This is a genomic window from Streptomyces sp. MspMP-M5 (genome assembly GCF_000373585.1).
GTDB lineage: Bacteria > Actinomycetota > Actinomycetes > Streptomycetales > Streptomycetaceae > Streptomyces.
Genome location: NZ_KB891906.1, coordinates 30,810 through 48,020, shown reverse-complemented (window position 1 = coordinate 48,020; position 17,211 = coordinate 30,810). Strand labels below are relative to the sequence as shown.

At 70.4% G+C, this 17,211-nt stretch carries 10 protein-coding genes and 1 pseudogene; 5 read left to right on the top strand and 6 right to left on the bottom strand.

Annotation, left to right across the window (positions count from 1 at the left end; all coding sequences use genetic code 11):
* Nucleotides 1–39 precede the first annotated feature (39 nt).
* The 3 genes from B073_RS0124605 to B073_RS48120 are packed head-to-tail and all read left to right on the top strand — an operon-like array spanning nt 40 to nt 1,763.
* The gene (locus B073_RS0124605; RefSeq protein ID WP_018540745.1) at nt 40–675 is read left to right on the top strand and encodes a GOLPH3/VPS74 family protein; all 636 of its coding nucleotides are present in this window, start codon (nt 40–42) and stop codon (nt 673–675) included.
* 42 nt (nt 676–717) lie between these two features.
* The gene (locus B073_RS40995) at nt 718–1,578 is read left to right on the top strand and encodes a carboxylesterase family protein (RefSeq protein WP_018540744.1); all 861 of its coding nucleotides are present in this window, start codon (nt 718–720) and stop codon (nt 1,576–1,578) included.
* Nucleotides 1,575–1,763 (top strand): alpha/beta fold hydrolase, encoded by a 189-nt coding sequence (locus B073_RS48120; protein WP_018540743.1) that lies wholly within the window; start codon nt 1,575–1,577, stop codon nt 1,761–1,763. Before B073_RS40995 ends, B073_RS48120 begins: the two co-directional genes overlap by 4 nt.
* Nucleotides 1,764–1,971: 208 nt before the next feature.
* Here the strand turns inward: B073_RS48120 and B073_RS40985 are convergent, their stop codons facing one another.
* Complete coding sequence (locus B073_RS40985; RefSeq protein WP_018540742.1) at nt 1,972–2,592, bottom strand: TetR/AcrR family transcriptional regulator; 621 nt, start codon at nt 2,590–2,592, stop codon at nt 1,972–1,974.
* Between the two features lie 67 nt (nt 2,593–2,659).
* Between B073_RS40985 and B073_RS0124590 the strand changes: the two genes are divergently transcribed.
* Entirely contained in the window at nt 2,660–3,883 is a 1,224-nt protein-coding gene (locus B073_RS0124590) for a metal-dependent hydrolase family protein (RefSeq protein WP_018540741.1), read from the top strand.
* Between the two features lie 174 nt (nt 3,884–4,057).
* Nucleotides 4,058–4,363: pseudogene (locus B073_RS0124585) on the top strand (aminoglycoside phosphotransferase); the annotation flags it as partial.
* Between the two features lie 54 nt (nt 4,364–4,417).
* Here B073_RS0124585 and B073_RS0124580 read toward each other — a convergent pair.
* The 5 genes from B073_RS0124580 to B073_RS0124560 all read right to left on the bottom strand — a co-directional run bounded on the left by B073_RS0124580 (nt 4,418) and on the right by B073_RS0124560 (nt 17,067).
* Complete coding sequence (locus B073_RS0124580) at nt 4,418–5,035, bottom strand: class F sortase (RefSeq protein ID WP_018540739.1); 618 nt, start codon at nt 5,033–5,035, stop codon at nt 4,418–4,420.
* Between the two features lie 113 nt (nt 5,036–5,148).
* On the bottom strand, nt 5,149–5,958 hold the full coding sequence (locus B073_RS0124575) for a hypothetical protein (RefSeq protein ID WP_018540738.1): 810 nt from the start codon (nt 5,956–5,958) through the stop codon (nt 5,149–5,151).
* Between the two features lie 273 nt (nt 5,959–6,231).
* Nucleotides 6,232–7,143, bottom strand: a complete 912-nt coding sequence (locus tag B073_RS0124570) for an SDR family NAD(P)-dependent oxidoreductase (protein WP_018540737.1) — start codon at nt 7,141–7,143, stop codon at nt 6,232–6,234.
* 91 nt (nt 7,144–7,234) lie between these two features.
* The gene (locus B073_RS49100; protein ID WP_018540736.1) at nt 7,235–9,826 is read right to left on the bottom strand and encodes an FAD-dependent monooxygenase; all 2,592 of its coding nucleotides are present in this window, start codon (nt 9,824–9,826) and stop codon (nt 7,235–7,237) included.
* Nucleotides 9,827–9,828: 2 nt separating this feature from the next.
* A complete protein-coding gene (locus B073_RS0124560; RefSeq protein WP_078508164.1) occupies nt 9,829–17,067 on the bottom strand; it encodes an amino acid adenylation domain-containing protein in 7,239 nt (2,412 codons plus the stop codon).
* Between the last annotated feature and the right edge of the window lie 144 nt (nt 17,068–17,211).

The following is a 17,211-nucleotide window of genomic DNA, read 5'->3' as shown; positions in this document are numbered from 1 at the left end:
CCGATCCGTGGTCCGGGTGCCCGGCCGTAGCGTCGAGGTGTGACCGACGACCTGGCCTGCCTCATGTATCTGCTCGCCCACGACGGGGCCGAAGGCCCTTATGACCGTTCCCGGACGGAGCTGCTGGTGCGTGCCGCCGCTCTGGTCGACCTCGCCTTGCGCGGCCGACTGCGGGAGGACGGCGGCACCGTCACCGTGTCCGGCACCGAACCGACCGGCGATCCCGTCCTGGACGGTGTCCTGCGTGATGCCGCCGACGGGCACGGCTGGAAGCAGCTCGTGCGCCGCCACCGCAAGCGGACCCTGACGGAGGTGGAGGACCGGCTCGCCGCGAAGGGGCTCCTCACCGTGGAGGCGCCCCGCACCCGCTTCGGCACGCGGCGGCTGACGGTGACGGACGGCGCCGTGCCCGCCGCACTCCGCGCCCGGGTGTCCACGGTGCTGCACGGCAACGGTTCCGTGCAGGAGATCCCCGCCGCCGACACCGCGCTGCTGGCGCTGGCCGCGGCGGGCGGTATCCGCTCGGTCGTCTCCCGGCAGGACCAGAAGACCTTCCGGGACCGGATCGGCGCCTGCACGGGGAGTCTGGCCGCCCTCGCGCCCGGACTGGAGAAGACGGTACGCGCTCTGCCGATGACCATGATCGCCGCGCAGGGCGGCATGGGCGGCAGCTGACCGGACGGGAGCGAGAAGTCGTAGAGAGGCCGAGGTAGGGGGATGATCAGCATGCACCGGGTCCTGACCACCCTGGGCTGCGCCCTGACCGCCGTGCTCGCGGCGGCCTGGCCCGCAGCGCCACCGACGCAGTCCGCCCGGCCCGCCGCGGCCACGACGGTACGCACCCACGACGGCTTGGTGCGGGGCGCCGCCCACGACCGCTGGGCCGTCGGGGCCGGATACCGCACCTTCGAGGGCATCCCCTACGCGGCGCCCCCGGTCGACCGGCTGCGCTGGGCGCCGCCCCGCCGCGCGGCGCCCTGGACCGGGGTACGGGACGCGACCCGGCCCGCGAACGCCTGCCCGCAGCTGGCCGGCGAGGTACCCGGCGGCAGCACCGACGAGGACTGCCTCCACCTGAACATCACCACGCCCGACGGCGCAGGACCGACCCGCCCCCGGCCGGTGATCGTGTGGCTGCACGGCGGCGGCTTCACCACCGGAGCGGGCAGCTCCTACGACGCGCATCGCCTGGCCACCCGCGGCGACGTCGTGGTCGTCACCGTCAACTACCGCCTCGGGGCCCTCGGTTTCCTCGCGCACAGCGGGCTGCCCGGCTCCGGCACCTTCGGCCTGGCCGACCAGCAGGCGGCGCTGCGCTGGGTCCGCACCACCGCAACCACCCACCCCGCCACCGTGACCGAGGAGTACCGGCAGCGCCTGTCCCACGCCTACGACTCACCCGCCGCGGTGCAGCACGCCCTCGGCCAGGTCCTGACCGCCCCGCCCTGCCCGCGGCGGTGCGCGCCACTGCGGTGCGCAACAGTCTCGCGTCCCGGCCCGCGGCCCGGCAGGAGTGGCCCCTGCACGGCATCGCACAGGACACCAGCCGCGCCGTCCGCAACATCGAGGTCCCGGTGACCGTACTGGCCGCCGAGAACGACGTGGTGGAACCCCCGCAGGTCCTGCGCGACCACCTCCTGGCCCACATTCCGCACGCGACCCTGACGACTGTCCCTGACGCCCGCCACCTGCTGCCTGCGGAAGCACCCCGCACCGTGGCCAGAGCCCTCACTGAGTTCTCACGCTCCTTCAGCACTGACTGACCGCACGGCAGCACCCCTCACCGTGCCGGGGTCAGGAGGGCACGGGGCCCTCGGCACCGGCTCCGGTGCGGGCTCGCACGGTGTGCCGTCGCCCGGCTGCCTCCACCCACGGGGAGCGCGTGCCGGTGGCATCCACCTGCATGCCTGCGCGCCCCTGGGGACAGGTGTCCCGGCTGGTCGCGCCCCTCGTTCCGTTGTGTCAGCTGTGTCAGCCCAGCAGCCCGGCCAGCACCGCCGTCGTCGCGTTCAGCAGGTCCTCGGCGGCCGGGCCGCCCGCGGCGGTACGGGCGAGCAGGCCCTCGCGCGCGGCCAGGATCACCTCGGCTGCCTGCTCGGCGGAGGCGCCGGGCGGTACCAGCTCCGGCAGGACCCGCTCCAGCAGTGCCGCCAGCGCCGCGGTCACCGTGCGGTCGTGTGCGGCGACCCGCTCGGCGAGCACGGAGGTGCGGGCGGCCAGCAGGCGGAACTCCAGGAAGAGCAGAATCCACCCGGTTTCGGCGGCCTCGACCCGTAGCAGCGCCTCGACCAGGCGCTGCGCCCGCTCCTCGGGCCCCAACTGTTCGGCTGCGGCGGCCAGTTGCGCCAGTTCGGTCATCCGCTCGGCTGCCTGTTCGTCGAAGAGCGCCAGCAGCAGGTCCTCCTTGGTGGCGAAGTTCGAGTAGAAGGCCCCGCGGGTGTAGCCGGCCGTGGTGCAGATGTCCTCGATGCTCGTCCGCGCGTATCCCGCGGACAGAAACAACTCGCCCGCCGCCGACAGGATGCGGGCTCTGGTGTGGACGCGGCGCCGCGGGGGGCGGGGCGCGGAGGGTTCGACCGGAGAGGGATTCACAACATCACGATACATGGTGTATTCAATACGGGTCGTATTGAAACGAGTTCGTGAAAGGACTCCCGCCGTGAGCCGACTGCTGATCACCGACGCCCACCTGCTCCACCCCGAGACCGGCACCCGTACCGACCCGGCCTGGATGGAGGTCGCCGACGGCCGGATCGCCGCCACCGGCACCGGCCGCCCGCCCGCCGCCGGCCAGGACGTGCAGGTGCTCGACGCCGCCGGCGCGACCGTGCTACCTGGTCTGATCGACGCCCACGTCCACCTGTTGGTCACCTCCCTCGACCTGTCCGCCATCGCCTCCTGGACCCCCGGATATCTGACCGTCCGGGCCCTGGCGGAAGCCGAACGGATGCTGCGCCGTGGCTTCACCACCGTCCGCGACGTCGGCGGCGCCGACCACGGCATGGCCCAGGCCCTGGCCGAGGGGCTGGCACTCGGCCCGCGGCTCGTCCACGGCGGGAAGGCGCTCTCCCAGACCGGCGGCCACGGCGATCTGCGCCCGCTCGGGGACGACTCGGTGCCCTGCTGCGAGAGCCGTCCGAACTTCGCCCGGATCGCGGACGGCGTCGATGCCGTCCGCGCGGCAGCCCGGGACGAGTTCCGCAAGGGCGCCGCCCATCTGAAGGTGCTGCTCTCCGGCGGGGTGGCCTCGCCGCACGACGAGATCGCGGCGGTCCAGTACAGCGAGGAGGAGATACGCGCCGCCGTGCAGGAGGCGGAGAACCACAACCGCTACGTCACCGCGCACGCCTACCATCCTCGTGCCATCGACCGGGCCCTGCGGGCCGGCGTGCGCTGCGTCGAACACGGCAACCTGATCGACGACGCGACCATCGCGCTTCTGCTGGAGCACGACGCCTTCCTGGTGCCCACCCTGATCGCCTACGAGCAGACGGCGAAGCTCAGCCGGCAGTCCGGCCTGCCGGAGTCCTCGTACCGCAAGCTCACCGAGGTCCGCGACCAGGGGCTGGCCGCCCTGGAGAAGGCCCACCGCGCGGGCGTCAACCTGGTCTACGGCAGCGACCTGCTCGGGCCCCTGCACTCGGCCCAGTTGGAGGAGTTCACGCTGCGTGCCGAGGTCCAGCCCGCCGCGGAGGTGATCCGCTCCGCCACCAGCACGGCGGCCCGCCTGCTGCGGATGGAGGGCGAAATCGGCACCCTCACGCCGGGCGCGCACGCCGACCTGCTCGTCGTCGACGGCGATCCGCTGGCGGACCTGACCGTCCTCACGCGTCCCGAGCGGCATCTGCGACACGTGGTCAAGGCCGGTGACCTCGTCCTCTGAGCAAGCCGACGCCTCGCGCCTTGCGGGCGCGTTCGGCCGGTTCTGCGCATCCGGGGTCTGGCCATCGGGGAACTCCAGGGTCACCTGGGCGCCACCGCCAACGGCGTTGCGTGTCCAACCACGATGCAGCGGCGGCTGTCCGACCGTTGACCCTGGCTTGGGTGGGCCGGCACGTGGGCAGCGACCTCCTGGGGCCCGGCGGATCTCGGTGTGGCGCACTGCTCCACCAACCTCGCACTGCTGCACGGCACGGCGTGGGGTCTGCGGTTCGCCGAGGCGTACGAGGAAGCCGGCGGGGTGCTGGCCGCGGCCGCGAGCGCGCGACTGTACTGGCAGGTACGGGACGCGCTGGCGTGCTCAGAAGAAGTACGGCAGGTCGCGCAGCCATGGCGGGAGGCAGGCAGGCCAGAGCTGACGGCGCAGGCCGTGGAGGAACGGCTGAATGGCTATGTCATCGCCCTGATGAACGCGCTGGGCTGAGCCGAAGCAGCCCGGCGCGCGGGCACGTTGGCGAGCGCCGGGCCCGGCTGCCGGTCACTTCACGAGGTCGGCGTAGAAGATGATGTTGGCTGAGCGGTGGCCGTCGACGATCTCGCCACCGCAGGTGAGCAGGCGCAGCTCCGGGCGGTCGGTGTCGCCGTAGACCTTCTGGGTGGGGAAGGCGTCCTTCTTGACCTGCTGGCGTTCGCGGATCTTGAAAGTGGCGGTGGAGCCGTCTTCGCGCAGCACCTTGATCTCGTCGCCGACCTTGATGTTCTTGACGTTGCGCATCAGGGCCGGACCGTTCTTGGTGTCGTAGTGGGCGACGATGACGGCGGCGCCCTTCTCGCCCGGGGTGGGGCTCTTGGTCCACCAGCCCGGCTGTTCGGCCTTGTCCACCGGCGGGACGCCCAACTCTCCGTCGCTGCCCACCTCCAGCGGGACGAACGGTCCGGCGTTCACGCCTGCGGAAGGGATCTGCAGGCGCTTGGGCTTGGACGGCGCCATGGGCGGGGCGGTCTCCTTGGCCGGGGTCGTCGCGGCGTTGTCGACGTTGACATCGGGACCGGGGGTGTCGCCGCTGCCACAGGCCGTCAGCCCGCCGGCGACGGCGAGGGCGAGCGCGGCACAGATCGCGGTGCGACGGAGACGGAAGTCAGGAGGAGTGGTCACGGCGGCTCCAGGTGCAGGGCAGGGCGACGGTAGAGCAGGGGGCAGGAAGTGGGCGGCCCGCTCCGGTGAGGGAAGAGCCGGCCGCCTCAACTCCTGTGAGAGGTAGGGGTGATTCAGGCGTTGTCGCCCGACTGACGTGCCCTGCGGCGGTGCAGTGCGGTGAAGCCGAGGCCGGCGGCGGCCGCGGCCGCGCCGCCGCCGGCGAGCAGCATGGTGTGGTCACCCGACCCGACACCTTCGGCACCGGCCTTGACGCCGCCCTTGGGGACGGCCTTGCCCTGGTCCTGCTTGCTCTGGCCCTGCCTGCCCTTGGCGTCCTTGTTGCCAGGCTTGTTGCTCTCCGGCTTCTTGTTGTCCGGCTTCTTGTTGCCGTCCTCGACCCAGGAGGTCATGGTGCCGTCGGGCTGCAGGACGAAGTGGGCACCGTTGTGCTGACCGTAGGCGGGCTTGCCGCCGCGGGTTTCCAACGTGTCGTACTTGACGAGCTTGCCGGTGTCGGGGGCCTTGGCGTACATGTCGGCCTGGTAGTGGTTCTGGCCGAGCCGGTAGACCTTCGCGGTGAAGCCACCGGCCAGGCTCTGGGCGCGGACGAATTTCCGCTCGCCCTTCTCGCCCTTGTCCCTCTCCTGGCTGCCCTTGGTGTCCTTGTTGCCGTTACTGCCCTTGCTGCCCTTGTCCTGGCTGTTCTCGTCCTGGGCGGCCTGCTTCTGGCCGCTGTTTTCCTGGCCGCCGTTGTCCTGGTTCCGGTCGCCGTCCTGCTTCTTGCCCTGTTCGGCATTCGAGGTCCCAGCGCTCGAAGGAGCCGGGCTGTCGGCGAACGCGGCGGCAGCCGGAAGCAGCAGCGCCGAGCCCGCGACGGCGGATATCGCGGAGGTGCGTACGAGGTTGCGGCGGCGCGTTGCCGTGCGGTGGGAAGAAGTCATCGGGAGTTCCTTTGCAGGTCCGAGTCGTTGTCGTCATCCGCTCTGTTCGGCGGCGACGTCAGGAAAGTTATTCATCCCACATCACGGCAATCCGTCGGATTTGTAACAGCAAGCCGAAGGCGAGTGCTCGGTGACAGAACCGCGACATCTCCCGGGACTTTAGTCCCGAGGAGTCCCGAGCCGCTTTTGAATTCCCTCGGCCGAAAGGCGGAGAAACACCGAGCGACGGTCAGGAATTCAAGTAAACATCCACACGGAGAAGTGGTTGATGTTTCATCCAGCTTCTCGGGGATTCCGGTTGGTCCCCTCGGTGAGCCGGCCGAAGCCCCGGTCCAGGGCGGCGTCGGGCAGCAGCCGTGACAGCAGCGCGGCCGTCCGGGCGTCGTTGCCGACGCAGTAGCGGGTACGGGGCCGGGCGGCGGTCAGTGCACGGAAGACGGTGCGCGCAAAGTCCTCCGGATGGGTGTTGCTGGTTTGTGCCCGGTGTTCGTTCATCCGCAGGAATTCTTCGAAGGGCGCTCGGTAGAGTTCGGCGATGTCCTGGGGAGTCTCGTCCAGGATCTTCCGGCCGGTCTCCCGCACCTTGTCCCATATCGGGGTCGCGATCGCGCCCGGCTTCACGACGGAGACGGAGATACCGAAGGGGCGCAGTTCCCGGCGGAGCGCGTCGCTCATTGCCTCCTTCGCGAACTGACCGGTCGCATAGGCACCGAGGTAGGGAATGGCTACGCTTCCCAGCCCCGAGGAGATGTTGACGATGCGCCCGCGACTGCGGCGCAGTTGCGGGAGGAATGCCTGGGTGACGGCGACGGCACCGACGACGTTGGTGTTGAGCTGTTGCTGCAGCCATACCGGCCGCACGCATTCCAGGGGAGCAGAGACGCAGGTGCCGGCGTTGTTCACCAGGCCCCACAGGCCGCCTTCACCTACGGACTCGGCGACTTCGGCGGCGACAGTGCGAATGGAGTCCTCGTCGGTCACGTCGACGAGGACGGGCTGCAAGCGCGCGGAGGACGCTTGGGCACGCAGCTTTTCGGCGTCTTCGGTTTTGCGGACACCGGCGAAGACGCGGAAGCCGCGCTGTTCCAGTTGGAGCGCGCAGTGTTGGCCGAGCCCGGTGGAGGCTCCGGTGATGACGACGGTGCGGCCGGCGGGGTGCAGGGGCTTGGTTTTGTGGTGCAGCATGTGGGCCTTCTTCCGTGGTGGGGTGTGTGCTCGCCGGTCTGCTGGCGCGTCTCCTTGTCGGGGCCTGTCCGGCCCCGATGTGCCGGCAGTCCTAGTGACCGGCGTCGGAGGCGTCGGGGTTGTCGGGGGTCTCGGGGTTGTCGGGGGCCTCGGCCGAGATCGCGGCGCGCAGGATGTGCAGGGATGCGTCGGCGATCCGGTGGGCTCGGGGGGTGGGGACGATGTCGTCGATGTAGCTGAAGTTCCAGGCGAGTTGACCGTGGGCGGTGAGGGTGGTGGCCACCATGGCGCCGGTGACGGAGATGCCTGCGACGAGCTGGGTGTGGGAGACGCGCCAGGGCCCTATGTGGTCGGGGAAGTCATATCGGCCCAGGTTGGAGAGGGTCAGGTTGAGTGGGCCGTGTTCGTCCATGTAGCGCATGAACGCCTCGCCGTCGGCTGAGGTCCTGGGTCCTGCCTGCTCCAGGAGGTTGACCAGGGTCAGGTGTTCCTCACGCTTACGGCGGTCCACGAGGTCCTGGTTGATGGCGCGGGCCATGGGCCACAGGGGCGCCCCGGGCCGGTACAGGACGTGGGTGGGCAGCGTGGCCGCGTAGGTGCCGGCCTCGTCGTGAGAGACGGCCGGGTCCAGGTCGGAGCGGAAGTCGAGCGGTGAGCCGATGGAGAAGTGGGCCGGTTCGTGGGTGTCCGTCTCCTGGGCGACGGCAGTGACCATGGCGGCGGCGAGGGCTCCGTGGACGGTGGACTCGTGCCGTTTGCAGGCGCTCAGCAGGAGGTGCAGTTCGTCGGTGCTGAGGGACCTGTGCACCATGCGGGTGCGCCGCAGGTGGAAGGGGACGGGTTGGCCGGGGGTGAGGCGCCGTGGGCGCAGGCGGCGGCGTTGCTCTTCGTCTCGTTGTAGGAGGGCAGTGAGCTGGGTGTTCCCCGCCTGGCCGCGGAGGTGGCGCGGGAGCAGGTCTTCGGCGGCGGGCAACGCCCGGCGTGACGTGGCCGCCGGTTCCGCTCCGGTGGTGAGCCCGGCGGCGATGTCGAGCCATTCCCCGAGCAGGGACAGTCCCGTCATGCCGTCGGCGATGCAGTGCGATGAGGTCACGAGCAGGTCGTGGATGTCCTGGTCGCGCTCGGTGCCCGTTCGTGTGATCACTACGGCGCGCAGCAGCGGGCCGGTGTGCCAGTCGATGCCTTCGGTGAGTTCGTGCGCGTTGACCTCCCGTTCCCAACGTGTGTCGGCGTCGGGGTCGTCGGCCGGCACCTGGACGTGCCGCAGGGGTATCGGCTGCCCGGCCAGCGGTCGGAACGCGGCGGGCGCTCCCTCGTCGTCGCCGCTGATCGCGGCGCGCAGCAAGGGGTGTCGGGCCTGCAGGACGTCCAGGGCGCGGCGCAGGAGTGGGAGTTCCAGGTGCCCGTGGAGCCGGGTCCGGATGATGCCGTTGAGTGGTGAGGTGCGGTCGGCGATCCAGTACCAGCGTTCCAGGGGGCTGAGGTTGCGTCGGATGCGGGGTTGGGGAGAGGGGATGCCGGGGAAGGTGAGTGCTTGGGCGTTTTGGCGGGCGAGTTCTTGACGGGGCGTCAGGCGAAAGTAATCGTCCCGCGCTTGGCGAGTTTCGGGGGTGTCGGCCTGTTCCAGGTCGCTCATCGCCCGGGAGGTGGCGACCATGGCGCGGGTGCGGTCGCGGCGGCGTTCTTCGTAGGTGCGCAGGGCGAGCGGCAGGTCATCGCGGGCACCTGGCTCGGTGAGGGTGTGTGCCAGGACCACGGCGTCTTCGATGGCCATGGCGGAGCCCTGGCCGAGGGTGGTCAGCATGGGGTGGGCCGCGTCGCCGAGCAGGGTGACGGGGCCCTCTCCCCAGCGTTCGCGGAAGGTGCGGTCCCGGGAGGGCACGGCGAGGATGGCGGTGGGCGGGGTGGCTTCGATGACCGCTTGCACTTCGTCGGCCCAGCCGGCGTATGCCTGGGTGATCTCGTCCTTGGTGCCGTCCCAGACATGGGAGCGGGCGGTGGGCATGTTCTTGGTGCCCCACCAGTAGACGCGGCCGTGGCCGATGTCGATGAGTCCAAAGCGCTGTCCACTGCCCCAGTAGTGGCGTACGCAGCCGGGGGTGAGGTGGGGGTGCTGGAAGGGGATGATGCCGAGCCAGCAGATGTAGCCGCTGTCCTGGGAGGTTTCGGGGCCGACGAGTTGGGCGCGGATGGCCGAGTGGAATCCGTCGGCGCCGATGAGGAGGTCGCCGTGTGCCGAGCGCCCGTCGGCGAAGCGGACGGTGACGCCGGTGTCGTCGGTGTGGAAGCCGGTTGCGGTGGCACCGAGGTGGAGGGGGCTGTCCGCGGCCGCGTCGAGCAGGGCGTCCTGGAGGTCGGAGCGGCTCAGGCAGACGGTGGGTGCGCCGGCCTGGTCGCAGACCTCCTTGAAGGGCAGGTCCCGGATCATTCGACCGCGGTGGTCCATGACTGTGAAGGACTCGACGGCCTGGCCGCGCTTGTCCAGTCCGAGGTCGATGCCCAGTGTGGCGAGTGCGGTGAGGGCGTTGCTGGTGACCGAGAGGCCGGAGCCGGCGGCGCGCAGTTCGGTGGCGCGTTCGTACACCGCCACGTCGATGCCGACTTTCCGGAGTGCGGCGGCGCAGGTCAGTCCGCCGATTCCGGCGCCGGTGATGATGGCCTTGAGGGGCTGTTGCCTGGGCATGGTCAGTTCTCCTGGTGGGGTCGGACGGGGTCGGTGCGGATCAGGTCGGCAACCGTTTTCGCCACGTGGTGGACGTGCGGTTCTTCCATGATCGTGAGGTGGTCGCCTGGTACGTCGATGACGTGGAGCGGGCCGTCGGTCATGTCGCGCCAGCCGTTGGTCGCGTCGGCGTGGCGGCTGCCGGCCGCGCCGTGCATCGTGGCGAGGACGTCGGGCAGGGGCTCCCTGGCGCGGATCAGGGTGAGTTCCTGGTCCGTTGCCTGGGGGCGGTAGTCGAGTGCGGCCTGCCAGTTCGCCTGGTAGACGCGGAAGAGTCGGCGGATGACGGCCCCGGAACTGCCGGCCGGAAGCACACCGGCCTCGGTCGCGAGGCGGGCGATGAAGTCGAACTTCTCCGTCAGCGAGGTCAGTTCTTCCGGTATGGCCTCCAGGGGCGAGTCTCCGCCGCGTTCCAGCCAGAGCAGTTCCCAGAAGAACCAGCCCAGCAGCGCGTCGTCGTCGTGGTGCTGGCGTTGTCCCCGGCTGAGTGCCGTGGTGTCCAGGAGTACCAGGTGGTCCACTGTCTGGCCCGCTGACCGCAGTTGGCGGGCCATCTCGAAGGCGACGAAGCCGCCGAAGGACCATCCGCCGATGGTGTAGGGGCCGTGCGGTTGTGCCTTCCGCAGGGCGGCGAGATAGCTGCCGGCGATCTCTTCGACGGTGCGCAGTGGTGTGGTGCCTGGATCCGCGCCGGCCGCCTGGAGAGCGTGGAGCGGCTGATCGCCGGGGAGGTGCTGGGCGAAGCGCAGGTAGCACAGCACGTTGCCGCCCATGGGGTGGACCATGAACAGCGGCGGGCGGGTGCCGTGCGGGCGGATGGGCACCAGGGGGTCGTAGGTGGCGATCGCGTTGCCTGCGCGCAGGCGTGCTGCGAGCCCGGCGACGGTGGGGGTGGCGATGAATTCGGACAGGGGGATGTTCACCCCGTAGCGCTGCTCGATCTGGACCACCAGTCGCATCGCGGTGAGCGAGGTGCCACCGAGGTCGAAGAGGCTGTCGTGTACGCCGAGGGTGGGCTGGTGCAGCAGGTCCGCCAGCATCTGCGTCAGGGTGTGTTCGTAGACGTCGCGCGGCTCGGCCGTGGTGGCCTCGGTGGTGGTGGCGGACAGGGGGAGGTGGCGCAGGGCGGCGTCGTCCCGTTTCCGGCTGGGGGTCAGCGGGAGGTCGGGTATCCACTGCAGGTGGGAGGGCATCATGTGGTCGGGCAGGACTGTGCGCAGGTGGCGACGGAGGGCGGTGAGGTCCGCGCCGGTGTCGTCGCCGACGAGGAAGGCCGCGAGGAGGCAGTCGCCGTTGTCGTGCTGCCGGGCCACCACCGCGGCGTCCCGCAGGCCCGGGTACTGTGCGGCCAGGCCGTTGAGGGCCAGTTCGACTTCGGCGAGTTCGACGCGGTGGCCGCGCACCTTGACCTGGGTGTCGGCCCGGCCGGCGTAGGCGATGGTCCCGTCCGGCAGGACCAGGCCGAGGTCACCGGTGTCGTAGAGCATCTGGTCGCCGCCGGCGAAGGGATGGGGAACGAAGCGTTCTTTGGTGAGGTCGGGGCGGCCTTCGTAGCCGTCGGACAGGCAGGTGCCGCCGAGGTGGATCGTGCCGCGTGCTCCGGCGGGCACCGGGCGCAGCCGGTCGTCCAGCACATGGGCCTCGGCGCCGTCGATGGGACCTCCGATCGGGGGCAACGTCGCGAACGTGGCTGGGTCGCCGGTGAGGGTGAAGGCGGTGGCGACGTGGGTTTCGGTGGGGCCGTACTGGTTTTCCAGGACGACGCCGGGGAGCGCGGCGCACAGCCTGCGGATCTCCCGGGTGATGCGGAGTTGTTCGCCGGAGGAGATCAGCACCTTCAGCGCCCGCGGGGTGATGTCCAGTGCCTGTGCGGCCTCGGCCAGTTGTTGGAGGGCCACGTAGGGCAGGAAGACCCGCTCGATCCCCTCGCGGTCGATGCGTCGCAGCAGTTGGGGCATGTCGCATCGCTCGGCATCGGCCACCAGGTGCAGCGTGCCGCCGGAGCACAGAGTCGAGAAGATCTCCTGGAAGGAGACGTCGAAGCTCAGGGATGCGTACTGCAAGGTGGCGCCGCCCGGGGCACCACTGGCGGCGCCGGTCTGCCAGGCAACCAGGTTGGCCAGGGAGCGGTGCGGCATAGTCACGCCTTTGGGCCGGCCGGTGGAGCCGGAGGTGAACAGCACGTACGCGGTGCCGTCGGCGGAAGGGTGGGCCGGAAGCTCCACAGCCGAGCCTGGGACCGCCTCGGTGACGGACTCGGCAGGCAACCGCAGGGCGGGGTCGGGGACGAGGTGGGCATGGGCGGCGTGGGTGATGACGCGGAAGGGCTGTGCCTGTTCGAGCAACTGGGCCAGGCGCTGGGCGGGGTAGCCGACGTCCAGCGGCACCACCGCCCCACCGGCTCGCAGCACGCCCAGGATCACCGCGATCGTCCAGGGCGAGCGGTCCATGGCGATGCCGATACGGGCCTGGGGCGGGGCACCCAGCGCGCGCAGGTTCCGAGCCACGGTGTCGGCTGCCTGGCCCAGTTGCCCGTAGCTCCACCGCTCCTCCCCCATCACCAGCGCTGTTGTCTGCGGGGTGCGGGTGACTTGCCGGGCGAAGCGCGCGACGACAGTGGGACGGGGTGCGGACGCGGCGAGGACCGGCTCGGCTGCGAGGAAGGCCAAGTCGGGCTGGGCATGCGGCTCCTGCACCATCGTGCGCAGGATCTGCGGGTAGGTGCGGGCATAGAGGCGCAGCTGCTCGATGGAAAGGGCGCCGCCGGCACCGTCGATGCGCAGCCACACGCGCCCGCCGTCGGGGTCGGTGATCGCGTTGACCAGGAGCCGGAAGTTGGTCTCCTCCCAGGTGCGGAAGGACCGCAGGCGCACCTCGGGCAGGCCGAGGACCTCGGCCAGTTGGTGGAAGTGCACGTAGTTGAAGGCGGTGTCCAGGACGGGGCCGCCGTGATCCTCTTGGACGGCGCTGAGCGGGTAGCGGCGATGGGGGTGGCTGTCCAGTTCCTGCTGGAAGGCTTCCCGCGCCACGTCCAGCCAGGTGGCCTGTGCGACGTCGAGCCGCAGGGGAAGGGTGTTCAGGAAGAGTCCGGCGGTGCGTTCGGCGTGGGCGAGTTCGGGCCGTCCGTGGGTGACCAGTCCGGTGGTCACGTCGTGGGTGCCGGCGAAGACGGCCAACGTCAGGCAGTGCGCCGCGAAGAGCACGGACTTCACCGGCAGCTTGCGGTCGGAGGCGAACTTCCTTACCTGGGCGATGAGTTCGTCGGGCAGGTCGGCGTGGTGCGTGTCCGGTGCGTGGCCGGTGGCGGGCAGGTGCGCGGTGAACGCTTCGATCTGCGGTGGTTCACAGCCGGCCAGCTTCTCCTTCCAGTACCGCTGTGCGCGCGGGGAGTCCAGGGCGTCGCGCTCGCGTTGGACGAAGGAGGCGGCGGAGGGTGGTTGCGGGGCCTCGACGGGGCCGATGGGCAGTCCCAGGCCGTGGGCGTAGTCCTGGAGGAGTTCCTGTAAGAGGTTGGCCACGCTTCCGCCGTCGAGGAGCGCGTGATGGAAGCTGAGGACCAGGTCGACGGTGTCGGGCCGGAGGTGTACCCGGAAGAGATACAGCGGCGTCTGGTCGAAGGCGTAGGCGTGGCGGCGGCGTTCGTCGATGTGCGCGCGGATCTCGGCGTCGGCGGTGGCGCTGTCCAACGGGCGTAAGTCGACGATGTCCAGGCCGCCGGGTGCCTGGGGATGGACGATCTGCAACGGCTCGGAGCAGCCGGCCAGGTCGAAGGCGGAACGCAGGACCGGATGGCGTGCCACCAGTCCGTCGAAGGAGCGCCGGAAGCTGTCCTCGTCCCAGGGGATTTCGAGGGTGTAGCGGAAGACGTCCTTGTAGGTGGCGGAGGTGGCGTGCTGACGGCTGTGGTAGAGCAGGCCGAGCTGGAGGCGGGTGAGCGGCCAGGCATCCTCGGCGCCCTCCAGGCGGGCACGGTCCACGCCGGATATCAGGCCGAACGGAGTGGGAGCCTCGTTCTCGACGGGCGTTGCCAGGCTCTCGGTGCATGTGGCCAGTCCCGCGACCGTGGGGTTGCGCAGGAGGTCGGTCAGGGAGAACCGCAGTCCCTGCGCCTCGGCGCGGGCGCGCACCTTGAGCATCAGGATCGAGTCCCCGCCGAGGGCGAAGTAGTCGTCGTGCACGCCGACGGTCTCCCGGTCCAGCACGCCGGCCCAGATCTCGGCCAGCAGGGCCTCGGTGGGGTTGCGCGGCTGTTGGCCGCTGGTTGCCGTCTCCTGCGGCAGGGGCAGCGCCCGTCGGTCGGCTTTCCCGTTGGGGGTCAGGGGAACGGCGTCGATACGTACGAAGGAGGCCGGGACCATGAACGCCGGAAGTGTCCGTGCGAGCAACTCACGCAGGTGTGCGGGGTCGAGGACGGCATCGGAGACGTAGTAGCCGATGAGGTGGATGCCGCGAGCAGGTGTGGTGTGGTCGGTGACGAGGGCGTCGCGGACGCCGGGGACCGCGCGCAGGGCGCTGGCCACCTCCCCCACTTCCACGCGATTGCCCCGGATCTTCACCTGGCCGTCGATTCGCCCGAGGTACTCCAACGTGCCGTCCGCCAGCCATCGTGCGAGGTCACCGGTGCGGTAGAGGCGTCCGCCTGGAGTGAACGGGTCGCGGAGGAACTTCTCGGCGGTCAGTTCCGGGCGGTCCAGATAGCCTCGTGCGACCCCGACGCCGCCGATGCACAGCTCACCGGCGACGCCCACCGGCTGCGGCAGGCCGTCGGGGTCCAGGACGTAGAGCTGGGTGTTGTCGATCGGCCGGCCGATCGGGATGCGCTCAATGCTGCGGGCGGGGGCGCCGGGGCAGTCGTAGTACGAGACGTCCACGGTGGCCTCGGTCGGTCCGTACAGGTTCACCAGCCGTACCGGGCACTCCGTACCGGCAGCCCCGAAGAGGCCGTTGAACTGCTCGACGCGCTCGGGTGGCAGGGCCTCGCCGCTGCAGAAGACGTACCGCAAGGAGCCCAGGTCTGTGCGCGCCTGTGGCGTTGCCTGGAGCAGGTCGAGGAACGGGGCGAGCATCGAGGGCACGAAGTGCACGACGCTGACGCGCTGCCGGCGGATGGTCTGCAGGATCTGCCGGGGGTCCTGCTGGCCACCGGGCGGAAGCAGGGCCACCGTGGCACCCTCGATGGCCCACCAGAAGAGTTCCCACACCGAGACGTCGAACGAGACCGGCGTCTTCTGTAACAGGACGTCGCCGTCGTCGAGCGGATAGCGTCGCTGCATCCACGCCAGGCGGTTGACGACGCTGTGGTGTTCCACCATCACGCCTTTGGGCCGGCCGGTCGAGCCGGAGGTGTAGATGATGTAGGCCAGGTCGCGGGAGGTGCTCAGCGGTGGGAGCGGGGCACCGCTCGGGTGCCGCAGTTCGCCGATATGCCGCACGTTCGATCCCGCAGGCGCAGCGGCGGCAGGCTGTCCGTCATCGAGGATCACCACCTTGGCGCGACTGTCGTCGAGCAGGAACCGCACGCGGTCGGCCGGGTAGCCGGGGTCCACCGGCACATAGGCACCCCCGGACTTCAACGTGCCGAGGAGCGCAACCAGCAGCTGGGGCCCCCGCTCCATCATCACCGCGACCCGGTCGCCCGGCCCGACCCCCTCCGAGCGCAGGGCCCGGGCGACGCGGTTGGCCCGTTCGTCCAGTTCCGCGTAGGTCAGGCTCCGGCCGGTGGCATCGACGACGGCCGGCTGCCCCGGCCGGCGCCCGGCCTGCTCCTCGAACAGGCCATGGAGCGTGGCCCGGTCCGCATAGGGCACGGTCGGGCCGTGACTGCGCACCGACGTGAGGTCCTCGTGTTCGGCGGGTGTCAGCATCGACAGGGCCGTCACGGGCTGGTCCACCATGTCCGCACCGTGCGCGAGCAGCGTGCCGAGGTGGCCGGCGACCGAGGTGACAGGCAGGTCCTGATCGAAGACGTCGAGGGCGTAGTCCAGGTCGATGTGGAGGTCGGCCGTGTCGTCGAAGGCGGACACGACGACGCCCAGGGCGTGCTGTTCGTGCGAGGGGGCCATGATGGCCGTGTGTCGCGCGATACCCGGTATGGGTGCCGGCCGCGACCAGCGCAGGTAGGAGAGCGTTACGTCGAAGAGCTGGCGGGGACCCGCGCTGTTCGTGGGCAGTTCGCGCAGGGCATCCCCCAGCGAGAGCCGTTCGTGGTGCCGCAGTGCAACGATCGCCGCCTGGGCGTCGGCGACCAGCTCTCGCACCGTCCGTCCGCCATGCGCCGCCAGTCGCAGCGGCAGCGTGTTGGCGAACTGCCCCAGGATGTCCTTGTGGTGGCCCTCCGGCCGGTTGAGGAAGGGCACACCCAGGACCACCTCCTGACTGCGGTGCAGCCGCGTCAGCCAGGTACCGAACATGGCGGTGAGGTAGGCGAACGGCGAGAGACCGGCGGCCCGGACCTGTTCGACGATGCGGCCGTCGACGACGAACGAGTGGCGACCGCGGCCGCCCCCGCCCGGTGTGCGAGTGAAGAGCGCGGGCGCCACACCGGCGAGAGCCTCCCGGTGGAAGGCACGGTCGCGGTCCCCCTCGGCACCGGCACGGTAGGCCGCCTCCTCTTCGAGGAACGCGAGGTACGAGGAAGGACTGCGATGACCGACGCCGCCGCCCGGCCAGGCACCCACGGCCCGTGCGTAGTCTTCGAGGACCTCATGACTCAGCCGATTGATGGTCCATCCGTCGGCAACGATGTGATGGGCCTTGATATGCAGATGTGCGACCTCTGCGCTCTCCCGAAGCAACGTGGCTTCGACCAGGGCCCCGCCCTCCACAAGCGGCAGCGCCCTCGCCATCGAGCGTCGCATCCACTCAGCACAGGCCACCTGCGGTTCCGGCTCGCCTGCGAGATCGACCCGACGGACCTGGATGTTCTCGCCCGACACCCACTGAAAGGGGGTGCCTTCCTCATCCCCGAACCGCAGCCGGAAGGTCTCGTGTCGGCGCAGCGCGTTCTCGACGCATCCGGCGAGCCGGTCGTGGTCGACGTCACCGTGCAGACGCTCGTGGAGAACGCAGTTGAACTGCGGCGATTGCGGAGCCTGCGAACCCGCTGCCCAGACGTCCCGCTGATACGCCGTCAGCGAGGTCCGCGGGTGTTCTTGCACCTGGGTGTCCCGGGGTATTGCTCCGGCAGCCGCTGTCCTGATCATGATCAACATCATGCCTACTCGCGAGTAGAAGCGTGACAGGCACAGTCGCGCCCCAGGCGAAGAGTGGCCAATTCACGCCAACCACCATGAGCTTCCGAACCCAGCGCACACCCCCACCACCTCCACGATCCACCACAGGATCGC